This window comes from Streptococcus oralis, assembly GCF_023109005.1.
Taxonomy (GTDB): domain Bacteria; phylum Bacillota; class Bacilli; order Lactobacillales; family Streptococcaceae; genus Streptococcus; species Streptococcus oralis_BU.
In genome coordinates, this window is the sequence record NZ_JALDTU010000003.1 from 72604 (window position 1) to 86767 (window position 14164).

Below are 14164 nucleotides of genomic sequence, written 5' to 3' on the forward strand. Positions count from 1 at the left end.
TACAATACAGCATTTACAACACTTCATGGTTCACACCATGGGGTGTTTTTTTGATGATTTTTAGCAAAATTCACACCATTTTTCACACCAAATTCACACCATTACTTTTTAAGATTGCGATAAGCAATCTCTCCAACAGCCATTGGAATGATATTCGAAGTATTGACATAAGTCTTTGTTGTAATCGTGTCACTATGAGTTAGAGCCTCAGATATAGCTTCAATAGATGTTCCAGCCTGTTTTGCTAATGTTGCCCCTGTATGTCGTAATTTATGAGGTGTAGCATGCTTAAGTTCAGGATGACGACGTTTGACAGATTTCATTTTATTATTAAGATAGTCAGAGTGTAGAGGGCTATTAACATTACCCTTCATATCGATATAAGTAAAGACATACTGTTCATTGGATTGGATAATTCCAAATTTTGCTAGTTCATCTTTTTGCTGTTTTTTCCATTCTTTAAGTAAGTTAGTCAATTCAATGGGAATTCGGAAAGTTGTCTTTTTATTCCCTTTGGTAGACTTTGGATTTTTGTATTTATCCAAAGCTTGTACTAACTGAATTTCCTGATCACTTGTATTGATATGCTTCCATTGTAAAGCGTAGCTCTCTGATTTTCTATCTCCCAAGAAAAAGGTGGTATAAAACAAAACATAGTCTTTGAATAGAATTTTTCCAGTATCTAAATCCTTTTCAAAAGCTGTAAACCATGCTTGAAGTTCTTCTTGAGATAGGTATAAATCTTCATCTTTTTTAGATTCTTGCAACTTGATTTTCTTAGTGGCTTTGATACGACTTATTGTTTTAGATAGGCGGTTTGTTTCGATGTATTCTAATTCTTCCGCCCAGTCAAAGATAGAATTAACGTAGCTCCTGATAACTTTGAAATTTGCATATTCTTCAGCCTTTTGAGTTAATAGATTTAAAACAACTTGTTTATTTTGATTGAGAAACTCAATAGAGTAGTTACCAAGCATAGGTAAGATATGTTTTCTAAAGGCAATTTCTGTACCAGTTATGGTAGCTTGAGAAGGTGGCTTAGTTGTAGAAGTGGTTTGTCCTGCTTTGTAGGATTCCCACCAAACGTTTTTATAGAAGTCGGAAAAGAGTATAGAACCATTATTTTCTAGTAAGGCTGATTCTCCACTAATAATTTTGTCAATCTTGTTTTGAAGTTCTAGTTCGTATTTTTTTGCTTCACTCCTTGTTTTGAACCGTTTTTCAATCACTTTCTTATCAACACCTAGTGAAGACTTAACTTCCTCAGGAATATAGATTCGTAAGCGATAAGTTCCATTTTTAGTTTTTGTAATTGACATAGTATTCTCCTTTTTAATTGAGCTAGAAAAATACCGTGATTTCATTATAACAAACCACGGTAGAAATGCTACTGATTTTGTAACCAGCGATTGATTTCTGCTTTATCAAAACGAATAGTTTTTCCAACTCTAATGTAAGGTAATCCTTTTTTAATCCAACTGTCGAGAGTATTGTTTGAGATACCCAAGTAGTGGCAAGCCTGTTGTTTGTTTAAAAACGGACTTTCAAGGTTACTATTGTTCAATCTATTTTCAATTTCTTTTTTGATAAGTTCAGCAAGTAGGAACTGAATTTGTTGAACTTGTTCATCTGGTAGAATTACTTGCATCTGTTCCTCCAATGTATGGTATAATAGAGGTATCAAGAGATACCCTACTTACTTTTCTTGATTATCTGCAACCTCGTCCTCGCTCGCCAAAGTTTCGGATGGGGTTTTTGATTTGTCTAATTCTAAGATATCCCATTGATTATTAATCGCTATTTTAGAAAGCAATGTTGATAATAAATCCTGTCTACTATTAAGTAACGAATCATTTGCAAAGTCATAAGATAAGGAAACTTCCTGCTCATTTTCTAAGATAGTTTTTACAGGTTCTTCCATTCGTTGAGGATATGATACATAAAACTTAGGATTTTTATCATTTCCTCTTATTCTAGCCAGACACTCAATTCTTCTAACATACTGTGATAGGTCTTCTCTATCGTTCCCTTTTGTGTTGTAAAAAAAATCTAGTGGGTATTTCGAACTGGTGATAATGATAACTTTTGCTGCCCCCATCTTATTTTGATAGCGTGCAGAAATTGGGCTTATGTTGAAGGGGTCTAATAGTTTAAGCCAATCTGATGCGGTTAAACTATCTCCTCGAACGTCGTCAAGAAAAAGGATCTCTTCTCCGTTTACCTCGTCAAAGATGTTTGTGGCAGCAGTCACTACGGATTGCCAGTTTTGAGCATTTAGTTTTGCCAACCGAATGATGGCTTTGGATAACTCCTTTGCAAAGGTTGACTTTCCAAGACCAGTACTACCATGAATGAAGAGAATAGTTTTTTTAAATTCTCCGTTATCTAACTCATATTTAGTACGAGTTCCTTTGATTTCTCCGACGGTACGAAATGTATCGTTTATCCTAGCTTTGTGTACTGCATACAGTGTGCGATATTTCTGTTCAAGAAGTATTTCATTTTTGGTGATATACTCGTTTAGAATGTTATCGATAAGCAAGTCAATATCTTCGTAGGTTTGGTTTACCTCTTTTTTGGCTTTTCCTTTAAGCCAGATTTCTTTCCTTTTGTGATATACTTCTAAGTAGTCTTTACCTGCTAGAGTAACCACTTCATCAGGGCTATATTGATATTTATCTTTATCTTTTGCATGAATTAAGTATGCTAACAAGTTATCGTAACCATATCTTCCAGACTTTGATTTTTCGAGATACTGTTTTTCTAATCCGATTTTTTTTGCTAAAGTAGATAGTGTTGCACCTTTGCCTTTATCAAACTTGAGCAAAGCATGAATATGTGGTTCGGCAAGTTCAGTGGTTGTTTCTTTAAGTTCTTTATCGAATTTTACAGATGTATCTTTATCATGATTAATTGCATATGCTTCAGTAACTGTTGCAACTTTACTAACTCTTCTGACAATTTCCTCAAGAATTTTTTCAATATCCGCTGATTCAAGTAGTTCTTTATTCCAGTCATCATCCCAGAAGCCATTTGAGAACTGTTGTGTTAATAGCACTGATGTTAAAAGGGCTTCCTTTTTTGCATTTGTCATAATAATTAAACCTCTTTTCTAATTATTTTTTAAATTATTTCAGTGTTAGACTATCGACAAGCCCAGTCTAACACGTGCGTAGAATAATTAAAAATTAAATTGTAGTAACTCTTGGGGCTTTGCCCCAACCCCCAGCCTCTCCTGCCCGATGGATTCCCATCGAACCGAGAACGCTTGCCAGCTAACAAGGGACGGGTAGTATTTTTCTTCGCTTCACTCCTTGCCTTCGGCATCGTTACGCTTGAAAAATCTCCACCCTCTAGCCCTTGCAAGCTGTCATTTTTCTGCTGACAATGTCGTGCCGACACTAAACCGATGATAAAACTTCAAAATAAGCTTACTGTCGTACCTAACAAGTGTAGCAGAAAAAGCGCTAGCTATATCTTGAAAATAGCTCTTGCATTCGTTGATTTAACCGTTCCTCGTCTCTTACTTGGATCGTACGAAACATTTTAACAGGTTCCCCTTCTAGTTGAAAATATCCATACCCTCTAGGTTTTATCACAACTTCATCTTTTTCCATATCAGGAAAAAGGAGTTGTCTATTGTTGGTAGACATGAGAAAACTAGTAGACAATGAAATTATACAGTTGAAGTTATAGCGCCCTGGCAAATCAGACATTAAGAAACGTTGACTGGATAAAATGATTCTCAAACCTAGACTTCTGCCCATGCTGTTAATCATTAACATTTTAGATAAAACATCCTTATGTTTCTTCTTATCTGTTTGTTCTAGGTACGCAAGGAAAGCTTGCCATTCATCAAAAATCAAGTAAAGATTATGAGAATTTTCTTCTTGCTTATTTAGTCTAGCTTCAAAGCGTTGGTAGATGATTTCGAAAAGTTCTAGACAGTTAAATCCTCTTGCGATATGGTTGCCAGTCATTGAAAACATTTCTTCATCTGCTTTAAAATCCAAAAAGTAAGCTTCAGCATCTGTATCATAAAATGAAATTAGGCCTAGAAGTCTTCTCAAAAAAGTAGACTTTCCTGAACCAGATGGGCCTGCGATTATCCAAGCGAAAAATCTGTTAATGTCAACAGATGCAGAGGTTGGTTGACCTCTGCTATTGACCTCAAAAATATTTTTTATCATGCTAGAAGTCCTCTTCTCTTTGAGGGGGGGTCATCAGCATCATGTCAGGAGTTGATACTAAACGAACTTTGATTGCAAGAAAGGGCTCACGCTTATAGCGACTTACAACGCAATCTGTAGAATCGTTTGACATAGTTTTTACAACTTGTCTTACTTTTGTTGCAAAGTCTTCAAGAAGAAAATCGGAGATTTCTTGGTTAATGTGAACAAAGTAGATACCTTGTTCTGCTACCTCTACTCCCTGGACGAAAGTCAATGAAGAAATTGGTAGTTCTGTTACACCGACTTCTGTTAACCAGTTATAGAAGCTATCAAATAAAGGATTAATAGCAGTTTGACTTCTTTGTTTGTATTGATGCCAAGCTAGAGAGAAAATTTCTCCATCCGTTACAAGCCACATGAACAACAAAGAACCTAATATAAATGGAGCTATCCATAACAGAAACTTAAGAAGTAGTGCTAGCAAAGCAAAACTAATTAAAGCTACGAAAAGTTGATAGTACCACTCTAATTTCATGAATTTTGTTACAAGTTTCTTCATGTTGCCACCTCTCTTCTATTTGAGCGAAATGTCACCAAGCTCAGCTACAAGAGCGAGTCCGATCGGTTGCTTGAGCTTGTCCAATACAAATGCTACATCGTAGTTATTGAGTACGATGTCAGCGTTAATCAAACTATCTAAGTTCTCGCTCTGATAGTTTTTCAACTTGACTTTAAAAGTTGGACAGTAGTACTCTTGTCCAATGCTGGCAAACGTCTCATAGAGTTTCTTATCTACGCAAGTTAGAGATGCCCAAGGTCGTTGGTTTTCCTGACCTTCGTTGATGATGCCATCGTTTTTGTCAACAACTTTTACAGCTGATGGGACATCAACAGAAGTTGATAAAGCATCCAAAAATGCTCTTGCACTTTCGCGGTTACCGGGTGTTATTTTTTTTTCTTTTGACATGTTAATTCCTCCTGTCAAAATTATGGTCAGACTTTCTAGAACGCTGACGAGTGAGAGAGCTCTCTTGATTACAATTCTATAATACCACATTTACATCAATTTAAATGTATGCATTAGTCATATTTCTCGTTGAAAAATTCATAAAATAAGTTATAATTTTGTTAAGAAGAATAAGAGATAATGCAAACAATTTATAATTTCAGAAAGAGGTTTGATATGCTTAATTTTGATGAGAAACTTAGATGTTACGAACCATATATTAAAGTAACAGAAAGTTTAATTGGAGACAGGATAGTTGAAAACTATGTTAAGAACAACTATGCTAGTATCATTGTAGAACAATTTGAAGAGTATAAAAAGGATGGAATTTATACGAGGGCAGGCGATTTTATCAAAGAAAAACTACAATCTGAATTAAAAAATCCTGATGCGTTTTATAATGAGATAAAACGTGGAGAAAGTAAGGATGTTACGAACATTATTCCTCAGTTGAAAGAATTTCCTGTTGTAAAGCAACACCTTTCAGAGGTAGGTACGCAATTTGATAAACGGATAGTCAATATTAGAGACTCTCTAATACTAGGAAAAGAATTTTTATTAGGAAAAGACATATCACGTAATTCTAATTTGCTTCACTTCCTTTTATGGATTTTCGTAAATAATTATGATTATTCGAAAGTAACGAAATATGAAAGTGAGATTTTGGAGGTTATCGCCCAAAAAATCAGATATAATCTGAATAATATTGATGAAATTATTGATAATGATTTCGATATCCCCTTGCAAAATTATAAAGAGTTTATAGATATAAATAATTTTAAAAAAGATGTGGATCCGTTGGATTTATATATTAAATTAAACTATCCTGAAATTATTAAAGATCAATATCAAGTACAGAAAGAAATTGAAGAAAATAAAAGTAAAAGTACGTGGTCAAAAAAGATAAACAAATATACTAAGGAAAAATTTATTGAAAAACATGTAGTGGAACATTACAGCTCAAAAGGTACTTTGTACTATAGCCTTTCGACGGGGAGGAAAAAGATGGATGATGAGCTATTAAAAAAATTTAGAAATTTTTCTATACTGCATGAAAGCAAATCAAATCATTACAAAAATATAGAAAATTTTAAGTATATAAGATTAGCGTTAGGACTAGGAGCAATTTCTTTAGAAATTCCAATTCTAATACCTGAGATTACTAAGGCAGTTGAACAAACTAACTTACTAGGACTATCTGGAAAACAATATTTAGAAGCTTTATCGGACAATTTAGAAATAGTGGCAAAAGAACTATATGAAGAATATCAATGGCATGAAGAACAAAATCGCCTTGAACACTACTATTCTGATAATTTTAAAATTAAGTAATATTAAAACCCAACCAAAATTTATTTTGGCTGGGTTTATTTGATATTCTTTACAATCTCATTAAATGAAGATATAATTTTTCCTTGTTTATCTTTGGGTAATTTTGTTAAGTTTTCAAAAAGTACTTCTGGAGAATCTTCTCGATCTGATTCAAATGATTGTAGGTTGAAGAACTCCTCGACCGTTAGATTTAGGGCTTTGATTACGGATTCAAGAGTTTTTATCTTAAAATCATACTTCATGTTTTCTATATTTTGAATCGCTTTAACACCTAGCCCAGCAATTTCAGATAATTTTTCTTGACTTAATCCCTGTGCTTTTCTACACTCACGTATGCGAAATGCGATATGCTTTTGTAATTTATTATATTCCATACTATATACCATTTTACTATCTGTTTTCTCTAAAAATAAGTATAATAAACTATCCAAAAACGATAAAAGTATGGTAGAATAGTACTATATTGAATAAAATGCATAGGGCATTGTACAAAAGGAGTTTATAAATGTCAAAAGCTACGGAAAATAGTCATAGTACTGCTAAAAAATTGTATACGGGTACGGTTATTTCTGCCATCGCAACTGCAAGTCTTGTCGGAACAATCGGAACTGCTAATGCAAATGAGGTAGAGCTTCCATTGCCTACAACTGCTAAAACCGAGCCAGCTTTGGTAGAGAAAGAAGCGCCTAAGAAAGTGGAAGTGAAAACTCCTACTAAGGAAGACGTTGCTGAACTTGGTGCTACTGCTAAACAAACACAAGAAGCATCTGACAAAGCAAAAGAAGTCTTGGATCAAGCGAATGAAAAGTCTGATAAAGCAGAAAAGAAAGTAGCAGACTTGAAACAAGCTCAAGCAGATGCTCAAAAGACTGCTGACAAAGCAACTCCTGAAGCGATTCAAGGTGTTGAAAAGAAAGTAGAAACTGCTAAAGCAAATGTTCCAACTGCTGAACAAGCGGTATCAACTGCGCAAGCTGAAAAAGATGATGCAGACCGTAATGTCGCTATTCAAGGTAAAACTGTTGGTACTAAGCAAGCAGAAGAAACTCAAGCGCAAAATGGAGTTACTGATGCGAAAGCAGCCGTTAAAAGTGCAGAAGACGCTTTGAACGGTGAAGATCTTGCTGACGCTAAAGCTAAACAAGACGAAGCTATCAAAGAAGAAGCTACAAGCAAACAAGCTCAAGCAGATGCACAAAAAGCTCTTGATAGTGCTAAGGAACAAAATCAAGACCACGCTGCTCAACTAAAACAAGCAGAACAAGCGGTTCAATCTGCTCAAGCAAACCTTGAAGCAAAAGCTCAGGAAAAAGCAACTGCCAAAACAAATGCAGATAAAGCAACTGCTGATTACAACCAAGCGGTATCCACTCTCAATGAACTTCAAAAGGATACTAAAGCAACCATCACTCTTGCCCCAGACTTTATCAAGGCTGTGAAAGAGAATATGGCTTATACTGAAGAGTTGCGCAATGGAACTACTCTCACATCCGAAGAGCAAAGTGCTAAGACATTGGAACTCTACAACAAAATCGTAGACTCCCAACTCCAAAACCGCACCCTCAACAAGTACACCCAATCAGCCAAAGACCAAGCAGACAAAACTCGCTACGACATCAACAATCTTCCAAAAGAAGTTACAGACGAGTTGAACTACTTTGTCGCAGACCTTATCAACCAAATGCGTCGTCAACTTGGACTTCCAGACGTTGTTCTTTCAAAATCTAGTCTTGAATTTGCCAACAAAATCGCTAAAGAGTATGTCAAAGCGAACTTCTCTAAAGCGATGAAAGATGAATATCGTGCTAAAGGTGGCGCAGGTCACTACGCTAAAGGTGTTTACAAAGTTGCTAAAGAATACGGTTTGAATAGTACCTACACAGAAGAAGAAAACCAAGAGAACGCTGAAAAAGGTTTACAACCTTACGAAAATGCAGTTACAACTTATGTTTACCACGACTTTGATGATGCAGATGGTGTATTCCGTAAAACTATTGGAGAAATGAAAGAGAAATTGTACGATGACCTTATTGAACTTGTTTCTCACAAGAATGACTATCTCCACACTCAGGGTATCCTCCAATTCGATTACGCAAATGAAACAGTTTACTTTGGTGGTGTAGCGCAAAGTAAAACAGACGAGTTTTACACAACTCACTTCCTCACAAGTATCCGCACCACTAACGTAGATGGCTCAAAATGGGATAAAACTCCTATTGCCAACCCACTAAGCGACACCAATAAAGAGCAAGAGATTGCTAAAGCTCGTCAAGTGCTTGCAGATGCTATGACTGCTCGCAAAGATGCTCAAGCCAAACTTGAAGCGACAACCAAAGCAGAGTCAGATGCACAAACTGCTCTTCAAAACGCTCAAGCTAACTTGTCTGCCTTGAAGAATGGGGAAAACCCACTTGCCAACGCACAAAAAGCCTTTGATGAAGCAAAAAACCGTCATGATAAAGCAGTTGTGAATCTTGCTAACGCTAATGCTCTTGTCAATAACTTGACTGCTTCAAAAGCTACAAAAGAGGAAACTCTTAAACAAGCACAAGCGACTCTTAAAGACGCTGAGAAAGCTCTTCAAACTGCACAAGATGAACTTAAAGCAGAAGAAACTAAGATGAAAGAACTTGAAGCGATTGCTGAAAGCAAAGCTCAAGCGGTATCTACTGCTAAGAAAGCACTTCAAGCTGCTGAAGATGCGGTTAAACAAGCAGAAAAAGAACTTGCCGACCTTAAAGGTGCGAAAGTTCGCTTGAAAGAAGTAAAAGCAGAACTTGAAAGAGCAGAAACAGAGCTTAAAGAAGTTTATAAGGCACAAAACAAAGCCAAAGTAGACTACGAAGTTAAGAGCCTTGCAGCAGACCAAGCGAAGGCTGCTTACGAAACTGCCAAAGCCAAATACGAAGAAGCCGAAACAAAACGCTTGGTAGCTCTTGCCGATGCCAAACGTAAAGAGCTTGAACACTTGGGGTATAAACCAGTTCCAGTAGTAGATGGTAAGGGGAATGTGGTGGATTATACAGCAGAAAAAGTAACCGTAGGAACTAAAGACGATAAGACTTATCAAGCGCCTGCACAAGCTACAAATGCAAAAGTAGAGCCTAAGAAACAACTTCCAAATACAGGAACAAAGGAATCGAATCTCCTCGCATTGCTTGGAGCAAGTGTTGGACTATTGGCTTTAGCAGGAAAACGAAAATATAATAGATAAAAAGAAAGAGAGCGGTGGCTCTCTTTTCTCTATTACAGTTCAGTTATATATAAATTTTATATGGTGTGAACTTTTTGGTAAAATCTAGCTCAATTCGTGTATTTTTAGGGTAAAATTCACACCATTCAACTGAAATTTATTCAAATTAGATGAAATTCTGTTTTCTGAAAAAGTGGGAAAACATTGATTTTAAGCATTTACTGAAGGTTATTCAAATCATAGTTTTTCCAACCAGGTCTTAAGAAAGCTCGTAAAGCTAGCCAGTTCTCAAAACGTTAATCAATACGATTATATCAACGTTTACAGACATTCAAGAATTTACTCTTGGATGTCTTTTTTGTTTCAAAAAATCAAAGTTCACCCCAAAATTCACCCCATCAATTTTTTAAACTGCGAAATGCAATATCACCTACAGTTTGATTGACTTTATCTTTGGTATTAACGTAAGTTTTTGTAATTTCTTTATCACTATGAGTAAGAGCTTCTGAAATGGCCTCAAGAGAAATACCTGCTTGTTTTACTGGTGTGGCGCTTGAACATTATGCTTATCCATAGTATTTTGTGTTATAATGTAGAAACTATACAGAAAATAAAAGAATCTCTTTAAATTATGTAAATTTCACTTTGTGTAAACATGAGAAAATTTGAGTGTGGATAATGATGGGAGAGGATTTGTAATGATCAGTTTAGAGCTGTTGTCTGAAGAAAATAGTCTAGACGTCTATTCTTTTGAAAAAGAAAATCGAGAGTATTTTGAACGAAATTTACCTCCTAGACCAGCTAACTATTTTGATTTAGAAGGTTTTAAAGAAATTACAAGGGAATTGTTAACGGAACAAAGGAATCGTGCTGTTTACATGCATCTTATTAGAAATTCGCAAGGTGTTATGGTTGGGAGAATCAATTTAAGTGTCTTAGAGAGTGATCGAAATACAGTAGAACTTGGGTATAGGATTGGGGAAAATGTTAGCAACTTAGGCTATGCTAGCGAAGCGGTTAGACTTGTTTTAGACAAGGCTTTTATTGCTCATGGTTTCAATAGAATCATTGCAGGAACGGCAAGGGATAATCTGGCTTCTCAGAGAGTACTTTTAAAAAATGGTTTCACCTTTAGTAGAATGATAGAAAATGACTTACACATTCATAATGAGTGGGTTCATACAGCAGTATTTGAGATAAGGAGACCATAATATCATTATTTCCGGTCTATTAACAAGGTTAATGGAGGCATCAATCTTTCCAGACATTTAAGAATTTACTCTTGGATGTCTTTTTTTGTTCAAAATAGATAAGTGTTGCTGTTTAAACTTGATTTTCCCAGTGGACAATCGTCCACTTTTTTTATATAATAAAACTAAACCGAATTGGTTGAATTTCGGAAATGTAAGCTCAATCATCAATTGATCTTTCTAAGGGAGATAATGTTCGATAAAGCATCACACTAGGAGGTGAATCATGTACCAACCAGAAAAACTCAAGGCTCGGAGAAAAGAGTTAAAATTGACACAGAAGGAAATTGCAGAGGAATTAGGGATTAGTTTTCAGGCTTACTCCGCTTGGGAACGCGGGATTAAGGAACCATCCAAGGAGAAGGTTGCTCAGCTGGAGAAGATTTTAAAAGTGGCAAAAGGCTATTTTACTCAGATTGAGATTGTTCGTCTTTACAATAGTCTCTCCAAGCAAGGGAAGGACAAGGTTGTGCTCTATGCTCGCAACCTGGCTAAAGAAGAACAAACTCAGAAAGTGACGACCATGCCAGAGCGCCTCTACGAGTACCGTGTCTATGAACGCATGTCAGCAGGGATCGGGGCTTCGGTCTATGATAATCGGAATTTTGATACGGTTTACTTTAATGAGGAACTAGCCCACGATTTTGCTTCCTGGGTGGCTGGGGACTCCATGGAACCTAAATATCAAAATGGTTCCGTGGCTTTGATTCGAGAGACCGAATTTGATTATGATGGGGCGGTTTATGCAGTGGTTTGCAACAACCAGACCTATATCAAACGGGTCTATCGTGAGGAAGATGGCTTGCGTCTGGTCTCTATCAATCCCAAATACAAGGATATTTTCATCTCCTATGAGGAAGATCCTCGGATTGTGGGGATTATCGTTGGGAATTTTGTGCCGATGGAGGGCTAGCTCATGGGCTACTTTGATTATTCCAGAGAGCCCAAAAGTGATATTGCCTTTGTCGATATGAAATCCTTTTATGCCAGTGTCGAGTGTGTGAAAAGAGGCTTGCATCCGCTGAAGACCTCACTTTGTGTCATGAGTCGCGCGGATAATTCAACTGGCCTTATCCTAGCCTCCTCTCCCATGTTTAAGAAGATTTTTGGCAAGTCCAATGTTGGTCGGGCCTATGATCTGCCCTTTGATATCAAGACCCGCAAATTTTCCTACTATAACGCCAGAAAGCAGGGGTTGCCTACAGATTCAGACTATGTGCGCTATATTGAAGATTGGGCTCAAGTCACCTTGATTGTCCCTCCTCGGATGGACGAGTATATCGCAGTCAATATGGAAATCCAGCGAATCTTTCAAAACTATGGGAGTCCAGATGATATTTATCCCTACTCTATCGATGAGGGCTTTATTGACCTGACTAGTTCGCTCAACTATTTCATCCCAGACAAGCAGATTTCTCGCAAAGACAAGCTGGATATGCTTTCTGCTCGTATCCAGAGGGATATTTGGAGGCAGACAGGGATCTATTCTACGGTGGGTATGTCCAATGCTAATCCCTTACTGGCCAAGTTGGCGTTGGATAATGAGGCCAAGCACACTCCGACCATGAGGGCCAACTGGTCTTATCAGGATGTGGAAGAGAAGGTCTGGGCCATTTCCAAGATGACGGATTTTTGGGGGATTGGCAGGCGGATGGAGAAACGCTTGCATGCTCTGGGGATTTTTTCCATCAGAGAATTAGCTACAAGCAACCCAGACCAGCTACAGAAAGCTCTCGGTCAGGCTGGCCTGCGTTTGTGGTTTCATGCTAATGGGATTGATGAGAGCAATGTTCACAGGCCCTATAAAGCCAAGTCTCAGGGATTAGGAAATTCTCAAATCTTGCCGAGAGACTACGTGAAGCTACGGGATATCGAAATTATTCTCCGAGAAATGGCGGAGCAGGTGGCTATTAGACTGAGAAGGGCGGGAAAGAAAACAACCCTTGTCTCTCTCTATGTTGGTTTCTCTAAACAGGAGGTCAGGCCGTCTATTCATACACAAATGAAGGTCGAACCGACCAATAATACAGCTGTCTTAACGGATTATGTTTTGAAGCTATTTCATAATAAATACACTTCTGGAGCGGTCAGAAGTGTCGGAGTCAACTATTCAGGCTTTGTAGACGAGTCCTTTGGTTTGATTTCCCTCTTTGATGATGTTGACAAGTTAGAAAAAGAAGAAAGGCTCCAGACAGCTATTGACTCCATTCGGGAACAATTTGGTTTCACTTCTCTCTTAAAGGCCAATGCACTGGAAGAAGCCTCTAGGAGTCTTGCCAGAAGCAAGCTGATTGGTGGGCATTCTGCTGGAGGATTAGATGGATTACAATGATTGATCGTTCTTATTTACCTTTTCAATCTGCACGAGACTACCAAGATCCAGGGATGCAGAAGTGGATGGGCTTTTTCCTCTCAGAGCATACCAGTTCGCTTGGTGAAGAAAAAAATCGTGTTGATTTTTCGACGAATTTGAATTCAGTTGAGAAGCTACGCTTGCTTTCTCAGCTTTATGTTGGTCAATTGAAGGGATGTTTTGTTGTCAAGGAAAGAAAGCAAAAAATGACGATCATCGGTAAGGTGAGCGAATTATCACCTCAAACTCTATCTATTAGGACAAATGAGGGATATAGGCTGGTAGAGATTGTAGATATCCTCGAAATTCGACTGTGGGAGGAGGAAGTTTATGACTAGAAAAGAGCTGTATGAAAACAAACTACAGATGGATTATTTTTCAGATAGTTATATCCGCTTTGAAGAGGATTTCCAAAAATACTCTGCCATGAATGTTCCCTTGACTTTTTTGATCGATGATATCCTACGAACCATGGCAATGAATCAGAAGAACTACTTCGTCTTGAACAAGGAAAATGCCAAGGATGGGCGGGAGCATCGCTTTTATTTTAGGCTAGTGACAGAAAAAGAGTGCCCCAGAAATCGAACCTATGCATATGCTGGACTCAAAAATAGTAGTCAGTAGATCTAGATGTGGGAGAGGGAAGTCCGATCTAGGAAAGAAGGCTTATGAGCGTTAGAAGATCTCATGGTATTGGAATTCGAAACGTTATCCTTTATATGTGGAGTTCTTGCAGAAACTTATGATAGGTATTGATGATGAGATAAGAAAAGGGCCACTCTCTTTTTTAGATGAGCGATTATTTGAAAACGTGGTTGGATTTGAGAACAGCTATCTTCAATGATCATCTCACTTTAT

Annotated in this window: 14 protein-coding genes and 1 pseudogene; 7 read left to right on the forward strand and 8 right to left on the reverse strand. The window is 37.2% G+C overall.

Annotated elements, in window-relative coordinates; translation table 11 throughout:
- Window positions 1-101: 101 nt before the first annotated feature.
- The 6 genes from M1F56_RS04275 to M1F56_RS04300 form a co-directional block, all read right to left on the reverse strand.
- Entirely contained in the window at window positions 102-1319 is a 1218-nt protein-coding gene (locus tag M1F56_RS04275; protein WP_173875789.1) for a tyrosine-type recombinase/integrase, read from the reverse strand.
- 68 nt (window positions 1320-1387) lie between these two features.
- Window positions 1388-1648, reverse strand: coding sequence for a helix-turn-helix domain-containing protein (locus M1F56_RS04280; protein ID WP_247916963.1), 261 nt, complete (start codon window positions 1646-1648; stop codon window positions 1388-1390).
- 48 nt (window positions 1649-1696) lie between these two features.
- Window positions 1697-3094, reverse strand: coding sequence for a Rep family protein (locus tag M1F56_RS04285; RefSeq protein WP_247916964.1), 1398 nt, complete (start codon window positions 3092-3094; stop codon window positions 1697-1699).
- Between the two features lie 373 nt (window positions 3095-3467).
- Complete coding sequence (locus M1F56_RS04290; protein ID WP_247916965.1) at window positions 3468-4190, reverse strand: ATP-binding protein; 723 nt, start codon at window positions 4188-4190, stop codon at window positions 3468-3470.
- Between the two features lies 1 nt (window position 4191).
- Complete coding sequence (locus M1F56_RS04295; RefSeq protein WP_247916966.1) at window positions 4192-4731, reverse strand: hypothetical protein; 540 nt, start codon at window positions 4729-4731, stop codon at window positions 4192-4194.
- A gap of 15 nt (window positions 4732-4746) precedes the next feature.
- On the reverse strand, window positions 4747-5139 hold the full coding sequence (locus M1F56_RS04300; protein WP_247916967.1) for a hypothetical protein: 393 nt from the start codon (window positions 5137-5139) through the stop codon (window positions 4747-4749).
- A 216-nt stretch (window positions 5140-5355) separates the two neighbouring features.
- On the opposite strand from M1F56_RS04300, the gene M1F56_RS04305 reads away from it, so the two are divergent.
- Window positions 5356-6510, forward strand: a complete 1155-nt coding sequence (locus tag M1F56_RS04305; protein WP_247916968.1) for a hypothetical protein — start codon at window positions 5356-5358, stop codon at window positions 6508-6510.
- Window positions 6511-6545: 35 nt separating this feature from the next.
- Here the strand turns inward: M1F56_RS04305 and M1F56_RS04310 are convergent, their stop codons facing one another.
- Window positions 6546-6884, reverse strand: a complete 339-nt coding sequence (locus M1F56_RS04310) for a helix-turn-helix domain-containing protein (RefSeq protein ID WP_049529783.1) — start codon at window positions 6882-6884, stop codon at window positions 6546-6548.
- Between the two features lie 131 nt (window positions 6885-7015).
- Here M1F56_RS04310 and M1F56_RS04315 point away from each other — a divergent pair, with 131 nt between their 5' ends.
- Window positions 7016-9724, forward strand: coding sequence for an SEC10/PgrA surface exclusion domain-containing protein (locus M1F56_RS04315; RefSeq protein ID WP_247916969.1), 2709 nt, complete (start codon window positions 7016-7018; stop codon window positions 9722-9724).
- Window positions 9725-10101: 377 nt separating this feature from the next.
- Here the strand turns inward: M1F56_RS04315 and M1F56_RS09750 are convergent.
- Window positions 10102-10260: pseudogene (locus tag M1F56_RS09750) on the reverse strand (site-specific integrase); the annotation flags it as partial.
- Window positions 10261-10401: 141 nt separating this feature from the next.
- On the opposite strand from M1F56_RS09750, the gene M1F56_RS04320 reads away from it, so the two are divergent.
- The 5 genes from M1F56_RS04320 (at window position 10402) to M1F56_RS04340 (ending at window position 13930) form a co-directional block, all read left to right on the forward strand.
- The gene (locus M1F56_RS04320; RefSeq protein ID WP_247916970.1) at window positions 10402-10914 is read left to right on the forward strand and encodes a GNAT family N-acetyltransferase; all 513 of its coding nucleotides are present in this window, start codon (window positions 10402-10404) and stop codon (window positions 10912-10914) included.
- Between the two features lie 265 nt (window positions 10915-11179).
- Window positions 11180-11866: an XRE family transcriptional regulator gene (locus tag M1F56_RS04325; protein WP_247916971.1), complete on the forward strand. Its 687-nt coding sequence runs from the start codon at window positions 11180-11182 to the stop codon at window positions 11864-11866.
- A gap of 3 nt (window positions 11867-11869) precedes the next feature.
- Window positions 11870-13285 carry a Y-family DNA polymerase gene (locus M1F56_RS04330; protein ID WP_247916972.1) on the forward strand — a complete coding sequence of 472 codons (1416 nt, stop codon included), beginning with the start codon at window positions 11870-11872 and terminating at the stop codon, window positions 13283-13285.
- Window positions 13282-13644, forward strand: a complete 363-nt coding sequence (locus M1F56_RS04335) for a hypothetical protein (RefSeq protein WP_247916973.1) — start codon at window positions 13282-13284, stop codon at window positions 13642-13644. The genes M1F56_RS04330 and M1F56_RS04335 overlap by 4 nt, the downstream gene beginning before the upstream one ends.
- A complete protein-coding gene (locus M1F56_RS04340; protein WP_000196996.1) occupies window positions 13637-13930 on the forward strand; it encodes a DUF5960 family protein in 294 nt (97 codons plus the stop codon). The genes M1F56_RS04335 and M1F56_RS04340 overlap by 8 nt, the downstream gene beginning before the upstream one ends.
- Window positions 13931-14164 lie beyond the last annotated feature (234 nt).

What these genes read in the sequence shown, in the direction of transcription:
- M1F56_RS04275 (WP_173875789.1), bottom strand. Translation starts at nt 1,319, where the DNA reads ATGTCAATTACAAAAACTAAAAATGGAACTTATCGCTTACGAATCTAT.
- M1F56_RS04280 (WP_247916963.1), bottom strand. Translation starts at nt 1,648, where the DNA reads ATGCAAGTAATTCTACCAGATGAACAAGTTCAACAAATTCAGTTCCTA.
- M1F56_RS04285 (WP_247916964.1), bottom strand. Translation starts at nt 3,094, where the DNA reads ATGACAAATGCAAAAAAGGAAGCCCTTTTAACATCAGTGCTATTAACA.
- M1F56_RS04290 (WP_247916965.1), bottom strand. Translation starts at nt 4,190, where the DNA reads ATGATAAAAAATATTTTTGAGGTCAATAGCAGAGGTCAACCAACCTCT.
- M1F56_RS04295 (WP_247916966.1), bottom strand. Translation starts at nt 4,731, where the DNA reads ATGAAGAAACTTGTAACAAAATTCATGAAATTAGAGTGGTACTATCAA.
- M1F56_RS04300 (WP_247916967.1), bottom strand. Translation starts at nt 5,139, where the DNA reads ATGTCAAAAGAAAAAAAAATAACACCCGGTAACCGCGAAAGTGCAAGA.
- M1F56_RS04305 (WP_247916968.1), top strand. Translation starts at nt 5,356, where the DNA reads ATGCTTAATTTTGATGAGAAACTTAGATGTTACGAACCATATATTAAA.
- M1F56_RS04310 (WP_049529783.1), bottom strand. Translation starts at nt 6,884, where the DNA reads ATGGAATATAATAAATTACAAAAGCATATCGCATTTCGCATACGTGAG.
- M1F56_RS04315 (WP_247916969.1), top strand. Translation starts at nt 7,016, where the DNA reads ATGTCAAAAGCTACGGAAAATAGTCATAGTACTGCTAAAAAATTGTAT.
- M1F56_RS04320 (WP_247916970.1), top strand. Translation starts at nt 10,402, where the DNA reads ATGATCAGTTTAGAGCTGTTGTCTGAAGAAAATAGTCTAGACGTCTAT.
- M1F56_RS04325 (WP_247916971.1), top strand. Translation starts at nt 11,180, where the DNA reads ATGTACCAACCAGAAAAACTCAAGGCTCGGAGAAAAGAGTTAAAATTG.
- M1F56_RS04330 (WP_247916972.1), top strand. Translation starts at nt 11,870, where the DNA reads ATGGGCTACTTTGATTATTCCAGAGAGCCCAAAAGTGATATTGCCTTT.
- M1F56_RS04335 (WP_247916973.1), top strand. Translation starts at nt 13,282, where the DNA reads ATGATTGATCGTTCTTATTTACCTTTTCAATCTGCACGAGACTACCAA.
- M1F56_RS04340 (WP_000196996.1), top strand. Translation starts at nt 13,637, where the DNA reads ATGACTAGAAAAGAGCTGTATGAAAACAAACTACAGATGGATTATTTT.